The sequence below is a fragment of the Pseudomonas sp. NFACC43 genome, from assembly GCF_900119645.1.
Classification (GTDB): Bacteria; Pseudomonadota; Gammaproteobacteria; order Pseudomonadales; family Pseudomonadaceae; genus Aquipseudomonas.
The window spans coordinates 1-13401 of sequence record NZ_FPKK01000006.1 but is presented as its reverse complement, the minus strand read 5'-3'; the positions used below and the strand labels follow the sequence as shown (position 1 = coordinate 13401).

The 13401-nt window shown below is 63.2% G+C and carries 12 protein-coding genes; 2 read left to right on the top strand and 10 right to left on the bottom strand.

All coding sequences use genetic code 11. The annotated features are described in order from the left end of the window. Positions 1–30: 30 nt before the first annotated feature. The 6 genes from BT179_RS12025 to BT179_RS12000 are packed head-to-tail and all read right to left on the bottom strand — an operon-like array spanning position 31 to position 4264. The gene (locus BT179_RS12025) at positions 31–1710 is read right to left on the bottom strand and encodes an acyl-CoA synthetase family protein (protein ID WP_072431653.1); all 1680 of its coding nucleotides are present in this window, start codon (positions 1708–1710) and stop codon (positions 31–33) included. Next, complete coding sequence (locus BT179_RS12020) at positions 1707–2252, bottom strand: COG4648 family protein (RefSeq protein ID WP_072431652.1); 546 nt, start codon at positions 2250–2252, stop codon at positions 1707–1709. The genes BT179_RS12025 and BT179_RS12020 overlap by 4 nt, the downstream gene beginning before the upstream one ends. Beyond that, on the bottom strand, positions 2249–2503 hold the full coding sequence (locus tag BT179_RS12015; RefSeq protein WP_030140951.1) for an acyl carrier protein: 255 nt from the start codon (positions 2501–2503) through the stop codon (positions 2249–2251). Before BT179_RS12015 ends, BT179_RS12020 begins: the two co-directional genes overlap by 4 nt. A gap of 9 nt (positions 2504–2512) precedes the next feature. Further along, entirely contained in the window at positions 2513–2770 is a 258-nt protein-coding gene (locus BT179_RS12010; protein ID WP_072398008.1) for a phosphopantetheine-binding protein, read from the bottom strand. Next, positions 2751–3560, bottom strand: a complete 810-nt coding sequence (locus BT179_RS12005; protein WP_072398009.1) for a lysophospholipid acyltransferase family protein — start codon at positions 3558–3560, stop codon at positions 2751–2753. The genes BT179_RS12010 and BT179_RS12005 overlap by 20 nt, the downstream gene beginning before the upstream one ends. Then, the gene (locus tag BT179_RS12000; protein WP_072431651.1) at positions 3536–4264 is read right to left on the bottom strand and encodes a beta-ketoacyl synthase chain length factor; all 729 of its coding nucleotides are present in this window, start codon (positions 4262–4264) and stop codon (positions 3536–3538) included. The genes BT179_RS12005 and BT179_RS12000 overlap by 25 nt, the downstream gene beginning before the upstream one ends. A 347-nt stretch (positions 4265–4611) precedes the next feature. On the opposite strand from BT179_RS12000, the gene BT179_RS11995 reads away from it, so the two are divergent. Further along, positions 4612–5382 (top strand): ParA family protein, encoded by a 771-nt coding sequence (locus tag BT179_RS11995; RefSeq protein ID WP_072398011.1) that lies wholly within the window; start codon positions 4612–4614, stop codon positions 5380–5382. Between the two features lie 87 nt (positions 5383–5469). Here BT179_RS11995 and trxC read toward each other — a convergent pair whose 3' ends face one another. Next, a complete protein-coding gene (trxC, locus tag BT179_RS11990; protein ID WP_072398012.1) occupies positions 5470–5904 on the bottom strand; it encodes a thioredoxin TrxC in 435 nt (144 codons plus the stop codon). Positions 5905–6051: 147 nt separating this feature from the next. Here trxC and BT179_RS11985 point away from each other — a divergent pair, with 147 nt between their 5' ends. Beyond that, positions 6052–6330, top strand: a complete 279-nt coding sequence (locus tag BT179_RS11985; RefSeq protein WP_072398013.1) for a hypothetical protein — start codon at positions 6052–6054, stop codon at positions 6328–6330. A gap of 81 nt (positions 6331–6411) precedes the next feature. On the opposite strand, the gene selO is transcribed toward BT179_RS11985, so the two are convergent. The 3 genes from selO to BT179_RS11970 are packed head-to-tail and all read right to left on the bottom strand — an operon-like array spanning position 6412 to position 13050. After that, positions 6412–7875, bottom strand: coding sequence for a protein adenylyltransferase SelO (selO, locus tag BT179_RS11980; protein WP_072431694.1), 1464 nt, complete (start codon positions 7873–7875; stop codon positions 6412–6414). 35 nt (positions 7876–7910) lie between these two features. Next, a complete protein-coding gene (gene mscK / locus BT179_RS11975; RefSeq protein WP_072431650.1) occupies positions 7911–11273 on the bottom strand; it encodes a mechanosensitive channel MscK in 3363 nt (1120 codons plus the stop codon). Between the two features lie 34 nt (positions 11274–11307). After that, positions 11308–13050, bottom strand: coding sequence for a potassium/proton antiporter (locus BT179_RS11970; RefSeq protein WP_072398015.1), 1743 nt, complete (start codon positions 13048–13050; stop codon positions 11308–11310). Positions 13051–13401: the final 351 nt, after the last annotated feature.

Below are 13401 nucleotides of genomic sequence, written 5' to 3'. Positions count from 1 at the left end.
TTGCCTCGCCACAGGAGTGCAGCGGTGTGGTCAGTCATCGGCCACCCCCAGCACGATCCGCCCACTGGAACAGGTGGCTGTGTCATTGCGGTAGGCGAAATACAGCTTGCCGCGTTCACGGTCGAAGCGCAGGTGCAGTTGGACTTCATCGCCAGGGCGTATCAATTGCTGGAATTTCAGCACTTCCATGCCGACGAAGCGCGGCGGCATGTCCAGCAGGCGCCGGCCCAGGCCCAGCGCCCAATCGACCTGTACCACGCCAGGCAATACCGGCGCGGTGGGGAAGTGGCCGCTGAAGTAGGCCAGGTCTGGCGGAACCGCCAGCTGCAGGCTCCACTCGCCATCGCTTTGGATCTGTTCCAGCACCTCCGGTTTTTTCGGGCGCGGTGCCGCCAGCAGTGCCTCGACGTCGGCCTGGGGCAGTTTGCCCTGGGCGTTGAGTGGCAACTGCCGCAGCCAGCGCCAGCGCCGTGGCAGGGCGAGGGTTTCGCAGTGCTCGCCCAGGTGCCGGCGCAGGGCGTCGGTGAGCGCACGCCGGCCCAGGTTGCGCAGGGCGTGCAGGCCGGTTTCACTCAGCACCAGCAGGGCGCCAAGGGAGGCGCGGTTTTCCTGTACCACCCCCAGTCGCGCTTCGCTGACCCAGTCATGGGTCAGCAGGGCTTGTTCAAGCATGGGCAGGGAGATGCGTTTTTCTTCCAGCTTGACGATGCGGTCCAGCCGCCCAAGGAGTTCGAAGCGACCATCGTCGGCGATCCGTGCCGCGTCGGCGGTATGTTCCACATGGCCGGGGGGTAAATAAGGCGAGGACACCAGCAAGGCGCCGTCGGCGGCCTGGGTCAGCTCGACGCCGGTGAAGGGCTGCCACAATCCGCCGCCCTGGCGCCAGGCGATACCGCCGGTTTCCGAGCTGCCGAAAATCTCTGTGGGCCATTGCCCGAGGCGTTGCTGCAGGCTATGGGCAGCATCGGCCGGTAAGGCGCCGCCGGAGGAAAACACCCGGCGAACATGGCTCAAGGCCGGCCAGTCGAGGTTATCGCCCATACGCTTGAGCAGCGCCGGGCTGGCGACCCAGGCGAAGGCCGGGTGCTGGCGGCTGGCGCGTTGCAGGTCTTCCGGAAAGGCCACCTGGCGGCGTACGAACGGACGCCCGGCGCACAGCGGCCACAACACCCGGAACAGCAGGCCGTAGATGTGCTGGGCGGCGACACTGCCGATCATGCAGGCCGGCCCCAGGCCGGCGCCCCACAACTGCTCCAGGGCCATGACTTCATGGCTCAACTGCCGAAGGGTTTTCTCGATGCGCTTGGGCTCGCCGCTGGAGCCGGACGTGCACAGGCTCAGCCAGCATCGGTCGAGGTCCAGTGCCACAGGCGCCAGGGGCGTAGAGCGTAGCTCGCCGGGATGCGTGTCGCCGGGCTGGTCGGTCAGCCACAAGTCGACTTCGGCCGCCCAGCGCTGGCGGGTCTGCGCCTGCAGGTCGGCGGGGAGCAGGACCCGTACGCCCGCCTGCCAGGCGCCGAGCAGGGCCACAGCCAGGTCCGCCGCGTCTTCAAGGTGCACCGCCAGACGCTGCACGCCCTTGGCTTGCAGTCCTGCGGCGAGGCGCAGGGCTTCATCGCGCAGTTGCGAGTGGTCCATGACCGGATCCACTGCCACGGTGCGCTCCGGTCGAGCCTCGAGCAGCATCTGCTCAAGTTTTATCCAATTCATGGGCGGCCTCTTACCCGTTGTCGTATGAGCCATTCAATGGCAAACAGCAGCCCCATCAGTCCGTAGGAAATCAGGCCGGTGTACAACATCCACCAACTCAGCGGCGCCCAGAGCGTCAGGGCGGCGGCGAGCAAACCGTTACACAGGAAAAACACACTCCAGGCCACCGTGACCTGGCGGGTATACACCACCGCTTTGGGCGGCAGTTGCGGCTCGCGCAGGCGGGCCACGCGTTCGATCATCGGCGGGCCGTACTTCAGGCTCAGGACGAACAGCCCGAGCATGAAGGCGCTGATCAGCACCGGGTACCAGCGCAGCAGGAGCGGGCTGTCGAACAAGGCGAGCAAGGCGCAGAACACGATCGCCGTGACCGCCATCCAGAGCGTGCCGGGGCCGCCTTTTCCGAGCAGCGCGCGGGCCAGCCAGAGGCTGCCCAGCAGCAGGCCGAACTGCCACGGTGCGAAGTGCTCCATGCCGAAATACACCGCAAAGGGGTAGAGCAGGCCCGCCAACAGCAGGCCGAGGCCAATCAACCGGCTCATGCGGCCGGTTGGACCAGTCGATAGACCGCCTCGACCACGTCGTTGACGGTACGCACCGACTTGAATTCTTCGGCGGCGATTTTCTTGCCGGTCTGGCGCTTGATGTGATCGATCAGGTCGACCGCGTCGATGCTGTCGATTTCCAGGTCCTGGTACAGGTTCGATTCCAGCGTCACCCGCTCCGGGTCCAGCTCGAAGAGCTCCACCAGGGCGTCGCGCAGGGTATTGAAGATGTCATCACGAGTTTGCATGGTCCGGTCTCAAGCGCTTTTTGCGGTGACGAAGGCAGCAAGGCTTGCCACGTTGCTGAAATGGTTGCGGGTGTCCTTGGCGTCGGCATCGATCTTGATGCCCCACCTTTTCTGGATCGCCAGGCCAAGCTCCAGGGCATCCACCGAGTCCAGGCCCAGGCCTTCGCCGAACAGGGTCTGGTGATCGCCGATATCGTCGACACTGATGTCCTCAAGGCCGAGGGCGTCGATGATCAGCTGTTTGATGTCACGGTGCAGATCGCTCATCTTCGGCGAGCTCCTTGATGTAATAGTGATGCAAGAAATCGTTGAGCCTGCGCGAAGCCTGGGGTGGAGGACCGAGCGTGGCGAATGCCTGTGGATCTATATCGGCCCCCACATGGAAACTGAAGTGCACACGGCGCTGGGGGATGCGATACCAGGGTTCGGCCTTGGTCAGGGTGGTGGGGCTGACCTTGATCGTCACGGGTGTAAGGATTTTCGCACCCCGCAGGGCGATGGCCGCTGCGCCCCGATGAAAGGCCGGCGCCTGGCCTGGCTGGGTTCGCGTGCCTTCGGGGAACACGATCAGGGTCTGGCCATCCTTCAGGGCGTCGCTGGCGGCATCGAGCATGTCCATGCTGCCGTCGTTGCTGATGTATTGGGTCGAGCGCAACGGGCCGCGGGTGAAGGGGTTGTCCCACAGGCTTTGCTTGACCACGCAGTTGGCATCGCGCACCAGCCCGATCAGGAACACCACGTCGATCAGCGAAGGGTGGTTGGCAATGATCATCTGGCCGGGGCGGCCGAGCTTTTCCGCACCGTCGATGCGGTAGGTGAGCACGCCGGTGCGGGCCATGAAGCGAATGAAGAACCAGAACAGCCGTCCGACCGTGCGCCGCGCCCGTTGCCGATGAGCCTGGGCGTCGCCGGGCCAGCAGGCCAGCAACGGAAACACCAGCAAGCGCAGGCACAGACCGCCCAACCCGAACAGGGTAAAGCTGGCCGCGGTTGCGAGCAGACGCCAGTAGTAGGCGTCGCGATGTTTACCGGTCACCGGTTGCGTTGCCAGGTCCATACGCGATTCTTCCAGGCATGTTGGCAAGTGGTTTCGTTGTTCAGCAGCGTGCGCACCAGGTCCAGGGCATGGGGCCATTCGCTGCCTTGCGGTTGGGTCTGCGGGGTGGACAGGGTCAGTTGCCAGTCTTCGCCCGGGGTCAGCAAAAGCCCTACCGCATAGGGAAAGGGCACGTCGTCCACCCAGGGCGTATACACCTGCGGCGGTTGTTCTTCGGCAATGACCAGCAATACCGCCGGTGCGCCTTCGTTCAACAGCGCGGCGGCTTCCAGTACGCCATGTTCCAGCCCGTCGCCGGTGGCGGCCAGGGCCGTCATTTCGCTGGTTTCGCCGCGCATGATCGACCATAGGCCGATCACTGCGTTGTGCACCGACAGGCTGAACTGGGTCGGCGACAGCGGTTGGTCGGCTGCCAGGTCCTTGAGAATCTCAAAAGTGCGTGGGGTTTCACCGTGGCGGGAAATAAAGACCAACGGCAGGTCCGGCCGGCCTTCCGCCAGGGGCCAGCCGACACTGAAGGCCATCCGCGCCAGGCGGCTGAGTCGCCGACGCTGCATGGCCGGCAGGAACGAGACGTCAGGGGCGCCATCGCCTGGGGGCAGCATGACCGGCTGTCGGCTCCACGCCTGCCAGTCGTCCACGCTTTCGAGCCCTGGGGCCCAGGCGCGCCATTGGGCGATGTTGAAATCGATCACAGAATTCATCCCACCCCTGCGGGCTTTTATTGTCACGGTTCAGTGGTTTGACCCGCGTCCAACCCTGCATGATCTTGCGACCCAAGTGGCGCGCATTATCCCGGTGCGGTTGGCTTGTAGCAAATAATGGTTACGTTGGTGCGCTCGGGGGGATTTGACGGTCCCTCCCGGCACAGGCCTGTCATTGTCGCGATTCTCACGAGCCTGTCTGTCGGTAACTTCCGTAAGATTCTGCGCGAATTGACGTTCCCTTTTCGGAAAAAGCCACTAACGCTGTAGTCCATCCATACCGAAGGTAGCGAAGCGGGGTCTTGCCCTACTACACTCGGGAATCTTTGATACACGGAGGTTTTGACATGCGGCGCGTGGTGTTCAATCAGAAAGGTGGCGTAGGCAAGTCCAGCATCGCCTGCAATCTGGCGGCAGTCAGCGCCAGCGAGGGGTATCGCACGCTGTTGGTGGACCTGGATGCCCAGGCCAATTCCACTCAGTACCTCACCGGCCTTACGGGCGATGACATTCCCATGGGCATTGCCGACTTCTTCAAGCAGACCCTGTCATCCGGGCCTTTCTCGAAAAAGAACAAGGTCGACATCTACGAAACGCCCTTCGACAACCTCCACGTGATCACCGCCACCGCCGAGCTGACGGACCTGCAGCCCAAGCTGGAGGCGAAACACAAGATCAACAAACTGCGCAAACTGCTCGAAGAGCTGGACGAAGACTACGACCGAATCTACCTGGACACCCCGCCCGCCCTGAACTTCTACGCGGTTTCGGCACTGATCGCCGCCGACCGCGTGCTGATCCCCTTCGATTGCGACAGCTTCTCCCGCCAGGCGTTGTATGGCCTGCTGGCGGAAATCGAAGAACTCAAGGAGGACCACAACGACGGCCTGGAGATCGAAGGCATCGTGGTCAATCAGTTCCAGGCCCGTGCCAGCCTGCCGCAGCAGATGCTTGACGAACTGATCGCCGAAGGCTTGCCCGTGCTGCCGGTGTACCTGAGCAGCTCGGTACGCATGCGCGAATCCCACCAGGCGAGCCTGCCGCTGATCCACCTGGACCCGCGGCACAAGTTGACCCAGCAGTTTGTGGAACTGCACGGACTGCTTGAAAACGCCTGACTGACCGGGCTCATACGAGTCCCGGTGTGGGCAGGGTTGCTCGCCAAACCGCTTGCGCGAGCAAGGTTCCCACAATGATCGTGGGGTTTAGATGCCCTGGCTGCGCAACCAGCTCATCAACTGGGGCAAGGGCAGCGCCCCGCTCTGACGTGCGACTTCCCGGCCATCCTTGAACAGGATCAGGCTGGGAATCGAGCGAATCCCCAGCTGTGCCGACAGTTGCGGGTAGGCTTCGCTGTCGAGCTTGGCCAGTCGGCATTTGCCGGTCAGTTGCGCGGCAGCCTGCTGGAACACCGGCGCGAATGACTTGCATGGCCCGCACCAGTGTGCCCACACGTCCACCAGCAATGGCAGGTCACCCTTGATCTGGCTGGCATAGTCACCCTCTTTGAGTTCGAACGGTTCGTCCAGCAGCACCTGGGCCTTGCAGCGCCCGCATTTGGGCCGGTCTGCCAGGCGGTCGGCGGGTAGGCGATTGAGGCCGTTGCAGTGGGGGCAAGGAATCAGCATCGGGTCAGGCATGGCGGGCTCCAGAAAACGATCATGAGCCTGATCTGGTGCCGCCGGGGCGGTTTATCAAGGTTGCCATTCATCAGGTGCGTCGCACTGATGTCGCGCCTGGACCTCAAAAACACCACAACGTATCTGTTCGCAACCCATGGAGGTCCCATGAGCCCTACGAAAGATCAAGCCTTCGCCCAAGCACCGGACAACCCCAACGACGACGGCTTCGTGCTCGGCACGGCCGGTCGCGACGAAGACCCGAACGCCGCTCCCGCCTATGCAACCGATCGTCGCCACGATCGGGACGAGCTCACCCCGGAAGATGCCCGCGGCATGCCGGGCTACCCCGAGAAAAAGCCATCGACCGAACCGTCCGACAAGGAAGGCGCCGAGACCGAGCCGGGCATCGAAACCCCCGAGCAGGGCAACGACAAGGTGGGGTGAGCGCTGAAGGGCATCCAGATAAACATGTCGATTGCATGGATTCTCCTGGCGAAGGAACGGCTCCTCAGCCATGGAGCCGCGTCACGACGAGCAGCTGATTTCCAGGTGCTTGCCCCATTCCGGCGGGCGTTGCGCGTAGTTGTCCATGCCCGGTTGTTCCTCGAACGGGTTGGCCAGCACGGTGTGCAGGCGGCGCACTTCGGTGTAGTCGCCTGACTCGGCCGCGTCGATGGCGTTCTGTGCCAGGTAGTTGCGCAGTACATACAGCGGGTTGACGGCGTGCATCCGGCTGCGGCGCTGACCCTGGTCGACAGGGCCTTCACGGCTGACCCGCTCGACGTAGAGCCTGCCCCAGGCATCGAAGCCCTTGAGGTCGACGAAGTCGTCCCGCAGCCTGGCGACGGCCTGCTCCGCAGACTCTTCTCCCAGGCGGCGGAAGAACAGGCTGTAGTCGACGCCACTGTTCTGCATCAGCTGAAGGAGGCGTTCCACCAGTTTCTGGTCGTCGTCTTCGGCGCGGGTCAGGCCGAGGCGGCGACGCATCAGGTCCAGGTAATGGGCCTGGAAAAGTGGCAGGTACAGGCCCAGGGTCTCTCGCAGGGCTTCGACGCTGATGAAGGGCGTCAGGGCCTGGGCCAGGGCGCTGAGGTTCCATTGGCCGATGGGCACCTGGTTGCTGAATGAATAGCGGCCCTGGTCATCGGAGTGGTTACAGATGAAATTGGCATCGAAGTCATCGAGGAAGGCGAACGGCCCGAAGTCGAAGGTGATGCCCAGGATCGACATGTTGTCGGTGTTCATCACTCCGTGGCAGAAGCCATAGGCCTGCCATTTGGCAATCAGCTCGGCGTTGCGCTCGACGATTTCGCGGAACATCGCCAGGTACGGCTCCGGCTGCTCGCGGCACTCGGGAAAGTGCAGGTTGAGCACATGCTCGGCGAGGGTCGCCTGCAGCTCCGGTTTGTTGGTGTAGTAGAAGTATTCGAAGTGGCCGAAGCGCACGTGGCTTGGCGCCATGCGCAATACCATGGCGGCGCGTTCCTGCTTTTCGCGCCAGACCGGGGTGTCCGAACCGATTACGCACAAGGCGCGCGTGGTGGGAATGCCCAAAGCGTGCAGCGCTTCCGAGGCGAGGAATTCGCGGATCGACGAGCGCAGGACCGCCCGTCCATCGCCCGTCCGTGAAAACGGCGTCTGGCCGGCCCCCTTGAGGTGCAAGTCCCAGTGCTGGCCGGCTTCGTTGTACACCTCTGCCAGCAACAATCCACGGCCGTCCCCCAGTTGCGGGTTGTAATGACCGAACTGGTGCCCGGAATAGACCATCGCCCGAGGCTCGGTCTCGGCCCATAGCTTGTGCCCGCCGAACAGCTCGGCGAACAACGGCGTGTGGGCTTCGGCCGGATCCAGGTCCAGCAGCGCCATGGCCGCCGGGCTGGCCACCACCAGTCGTGGGTTGTCGATGGGCTCGGGCAGTACATGGGCCGAGAAACCGTCGCCCAGGCGGGCGAAGCGGTTATCGAAGGTCAACGTTTCCAGCGTTTTCATGGCCGTCTCCGGCGCGATGCCTTGGGCATCGCACATCAGTCGAGTGTTTCTTGCGGCGGCTCTTGCACCGGCTTGATGCTGGCTACGGCCGAGGGCACCGGCGGGATGGTTTTCTTGTCCGGCTCGGCGGGTACCAGCTTGTATTCCTGGCCGTGAAGGTTCTTCAGGTAGATTTCCATCTGCCGGAAGGAGATGTTGATGTGCTCCTTCTTGAACTCACGGTTGATGAAGCGGTTGATCTCGTCCAGTACCGGGTTGCGGTCACCGAGGTCGCGCACATGCATGCGCAGCTCATGATCGAGGGTGCTCTCGCCGAAGTTCAGGAAGTACACGATCGGTTCCGGCTCCTTCAGCACCCGCGGGTTCTCCCGGGCAGCCTTGAGCAGCAGTTCGCGCACCCGGTCCAGGTCGGAGCCGTAGTCCACGCCCAGTTTCAGGGTCACCCGGGTAACGGTGTCGGTCAGCGACCAGTTGATCAGTTGCCCGGTGATGAAGGTCTTGTTCGGTACGATGATGTCCTTGCGGTCGAAGTCGGTGATGGTGGTCGCGCGGATGCGGATCTTGCTCACCGTGCCCGACAGGTTGCCGATGGTGATGGTGTCGCCGATTCGCACCGGGCGCTCGAACAGGATCATGATCCCGGATATGAAGTTGGCGAAGATTTCCTGCATGCCGAAGCCCAGGCCTACCGACAGCGCCGCCACCAGCCATTGCAATTTGTCCCAGCTCACGCCCAGGGTGGACAGGGTGGTGACGAAGCCGACGCCGGCGATCACATAGGACAGCAGCGTGGTGGTGGCATAGGCGCTGCCCTGGGCCAGGTTCAGCTTCGACAGCACGAACACTTCCAGCAGGCCCGGCAGGTTGCGCGCCAGGGCGAAAGTGATGCCGATGATGATCAGCGCGCCGAGCATGTCGCCGATGCTGATGGGCACCATGCTCATGTTGACGCCCGTGCCGCTGGTGTATTCGTAGAGGGTGATGTTGTCCAGGTACGAGAACACGCTGATCAGGTCCGACCAGACCCAGTACAGTGCGGCGATGAAGCCACCCAGCAGGGCCAGTCGGATCAGGCGCAGGGACTGTTCGTTGACTTTCTCGATGTCCAGGGTCGGCTCTTCGACCACCGCCTCGCCATCGCCGGCTTCCTTGGCTGCCTGACGCTTGGCCAGGGCTCGCTGGTAGGCCAGGCGCCGGGCCGCGACGGACAGGCCCCGCACGAAGGTCGCCTCGATCACCAGCCAGAACATCAGCAGATAGAGGGTGTTGATCAGCCGGTCGCTGAGTTTCAGCGCGGTGTAGTAGTAGCCAAAGCACACGGCCACGAACAGGGCGATGGGCAAGGCGGTGAACACCACCCCGACCGCCTTGCGGAACAGAGAGGTGTTGCGATGGGTCGGGCTGCTCAGCAGCAGGCGGCTGAGCAACCAGGCCATCAGGGCGTAGCAGGTGAGCACCACCGGCATGCCCAGTACGTCGTCGGCCAGGGTCGAAGGTTGCAGCTCGGCCACGGCCACCACGGCCACCAGCGCCAGCACCACCAGCCCGAGGCGACGGATCCAGCCCTGGAGAAATTCGACCTGGGGTTTCTCCCAGCGGAAATGCAGCTCGGCCACGCCACCGGGGGCCAGTATGCGATAGGCAGTGTAGAACACCAGCCAGGCCTGGCCGATCTGCAACAGCGCGGCACCGAGGTTGGCGTTCTGGCCGCGGGCGTCGATCTGCAAGGCATAGCCACAGAGCGCCAGCGCCAGGGCCACCGGCATCGCCAGCAGGATGTTGATCAGGATCGCCTGGGGCGTATGCCACTGGCTGTCGCGCTTGAAGTGGCCAACGTCCTGGTGAACCTTGTTCAGCCGGGCATAAAGATTCTTGCGTCGCCACAGCAGCGCACCGATCAGCAGCGCCAGGGGCAGGAACAGCAGTGGGCGCTGGGTCAGGCCATCGGCCAGCTCACTGAGACTCGAGGCCCAGGGCAGCGAGTCCACCTGTTTTTCCAGGCGGCTTGGCACGCCACGCAACCATTCAAGATCCAGTGGCTTGTTGCTGGGGATCCAGAACATCTGTTCTTCGAGGGTCGCCCGCAGGTTTTGCGCGGTGCTGAGCAGTTGCTTCTGGTTGAGCTGCAACGTAATGGATTCGTTGAGCACGGCGCTCAGTTCGCGGCTCAAGCGTTCCAGCAGGTCGATCCGGGTCAGTGCCAGGTCCAGCAGGGTCTTGCGCAACTGCGGCGTAACCTGTTCCGCCGGTTGCGATGCCAGCAGGCTGTCGACGTAGGCGCTCGGATTGTTCAGTAGCTCGCGTTGCTGGCTGACTTCGAACTGATACAGGCGGATGTCGGCGATCTGGTCGGCCAGGTTCTGGTCCAGTTGCAGGCGCGGCAGGGTCTGGCGTTGTTTATAGAGGATCTTGGAAAGCAGGAGGCTGCCCTTGAGTACGCTGATCTGTTCGTCCAGGGCCGCGTCGGTCTGGGTGACGCTGTCCAGCAGTTGCTTGGTCTGCAGGTTCTGCTGGGTGACTTCGTTGAGGCGGTCGGTGCTTTTGAGCAGATAGTCCGAAAGCTTGAGGTTGGCCGCGCTTTCGGTGGCCAGCAGGCTGCTGCCGCCGGCTTTCTGCGCTTCGATGGATTGCTGGGTCACCGTTTCCTGGGACTGGGCCAGGCGCTTCTGGCTGATCAGGTTCTGCAGGTCCTGGATCTCCTGCTCCATGCGGGCGATCTTTTCCATCAGCAAGTCGTGCTGGCCGTTGCCCAGGTCCTGCAACTGGCTGTTGCCGGCCAGTTCCTGGCGCCGTAGCGGGATCAGCGCGTTGAGGGCCGCCAGTTCGGCGTTGAGCTGGTCGCGCTGTTCACTGCTGAGGGTTTTTCCAGCGTCTCTTCCCGTCTTGAGAATGGCGTTGATCTGTTGGATGCGAGTCTGGCTGTTGGCAATTTCGGCCTGGGCCCGTTCGGGCCGGGTCTGTGCGGTGATGATCAGGCTGTTGGCATCGGCGAGGGCCTTTTGCAAGTCGCTCTGCTGGGTGGAGCGATCCGTCAGCATTTGTTCGAGCTGGGGAATCGGCAGGTTCGCGTAACGCTGCGCCACGGGCACCACAGGTGTGCTCTTGAGTCGCGTCAGTTCACGCTGGTTTTCAATGTTCTGCTTGGGGGCGTTGGCCAACTGCTGCTTGAGTGCCTGCAGTTTCTGCTCGTACTCGGCCTTGCTGGCGAGTTGGGCCAGGGTGCCTTGCAGCACCGCTTGCAAAGCCTTCTGGTCGGCTTCCGGCAGTTTGCGGTCGGCGATCTTGTCCAGGCTGGCCTGAACCGATTCGCTGGTGGGCGGCTCGGCGGCTTGCAGCGTGCAGATGGAAAGACTCAGGCCCAGCAGGGCAATGGCGAAAAAAGAGCGCAGGGTAGGCATAGAGACCGGTCAAGCAAATAAGAAAGGGAGCAGTTTAGAGGAACAAGCCGGGACCCGGGCGACTTCCTTCGGGGAATCTGACGCCCACTTTGCCGATCTTGTTCCCGTCCATGGCCGCGACAGTCCACAAGGTGTTGTTCCACTCCACCTGGTCGCCGACCACTGGAGCACCACCGACCTTCTGGGCAATGAAGCGGCCCAGGGACATGTCCGGATCGATACCGTCGAGCTTCAATCCGTACAGCGCCGCAACCGCAGCCAGCTGGGCGTCTCCCTCCAGAACGAAGTCGCCGAAGAAGCGCAGATCCAGGCCCCGTTGTGGCGCCTGGCTGAACAGTTTTCCGAGGGCCGGCAGGTCATGTTCATGGCCGATGACGCAGAGCAGGTCGTCGGTTTCAAGCACCGTACTACCCGACGGATGGAGCAGTTGCTGGCCGCGAAACAAGGCCGCGATACGTGTTCCATCGGGCATTTTCAGGTCCCGGAGGGGGGAACCGATGCACCATTTCTCCGCGCCCAGGCGATAGATGAACAGCTCCCATTCGCTGGTGACGTGTACTTCCAGCGCGGCCCGGGAGATCGGCAGCGGCTCCGGCGGGACGGTGACATGCAGCAGTTTGGCGACCCAGGGCAGGCTGGTGCCCTGCACCAGCAAGGACACCAGCACGATAAAGAACGCCAGGTTGAAATAGAGCTGGGCGTGAGGCAGGCCGGCCATCAACGGGAAGACCGCCAGGATGATCGGGACCGCGCCGCGAAGGCCGACCCAGGAAATGAAGGCTTTTTCGCGGCCATGGAATGCCCGGAACGGCATCAGGCCCACCATGACCGACAGCGGCCGTGCCAACAGGATCATCCACAGTGCCAGGCCGAGGGCCGGCAAGGCGATCGGCAGCAGGTCGTGGGGTGTGACCAGCAATCCCAGTACCAGGAACATGCCGATCTGCGCCAGCCAGGCCATGCCGTCGAGCATATGCAGGATGCCGTGGCGGCTGCGCACCGGGCGGTTGCCCAGCACCAGGCCGCACAGGTACACCGCCAGGAAACCACTGCCGTGCAGGGTGTTGGTCAGGGCGAAGATGGCCAGGCCACCGCTGATCACCAGGATCGGGTAGAGGCCGTTGGCCAGGTTGATGCGGTTCACCAGCTGCAACATCAGCCAGCCACCGCCCAGGCCGATCACCGCGCCGATGCCGAACTCGCGCACCAGATGCCCGAGCAGGCTCCAGTGCAGGCCGGTTTCACCACTGGCGAGCATGCCGATCAGGGTGACGGTCAGGAACACGGCCATGGGGTCGTTGCTGCCGGATTCGATCTCCAGGGTGGCACTGACCCGTTCGTTCAGGCCCTTGCCCCCCAGCAACGAGAACACCGCCGCGGCGTCGGTGGAGCCGACGATGGCGCCGATCAGCAGGCCCTGGATCAGGTTAAGGTCAAACAGCCACGCCGCCGCCAGGCCGGTCAGGCCCGTGGTGATCAGCACGCCGACCGTCGCCAGCGACAGCGCCGGCCACAAGGCCACCCGGAAACTGGAGACCCGGGTACGCAAGCCACCGTCCAGCAGGATCACCGCCAGCGCAAGGTTGCCCACCAGATAGGCCGTGGCGTAGTTATCGAAGAGAATTCCGGCGCCGTCGACCCCGGCAACCATGCCCACGGCCAGGATGATCACCAGGATGGGGATACCCAGGCGGGACGAAAGGGAGCTGACCAGAATGCTCGCACCTACCAGCAACGCGCCGATCAAGAACAGGCTGTTGATGGTCGTCGCAGTCAAAGGCAGTACTCCGGAAAACTGAAAGACGGGCACAGGCTGACCATGCAGCCTGCGTGCCAGCGATTCTAACCTGTTGAAATACGATGCTGTCAAAAAGGTTTTGCGGGCCGGGCCGAGGGCACGGACCGATGCGTCTGATTCTGGATAACGGGTTCTCGGAATAACTCTGGAGACAAATATTTAATTGACGGCGCAAATGACGCTCCCTAGCATCGCGCCGCTATTTTTGGACGCCGTTTTATTCGAGGGATCGAACATGTTCTCACCCGCCCGTTGGGCGAGGTTGTGCTTGGCTTTGCTGTGCCTTTCTCCGCTGCCCCCCGCTCACGCTGCCCCCACCCCCGGTGACAC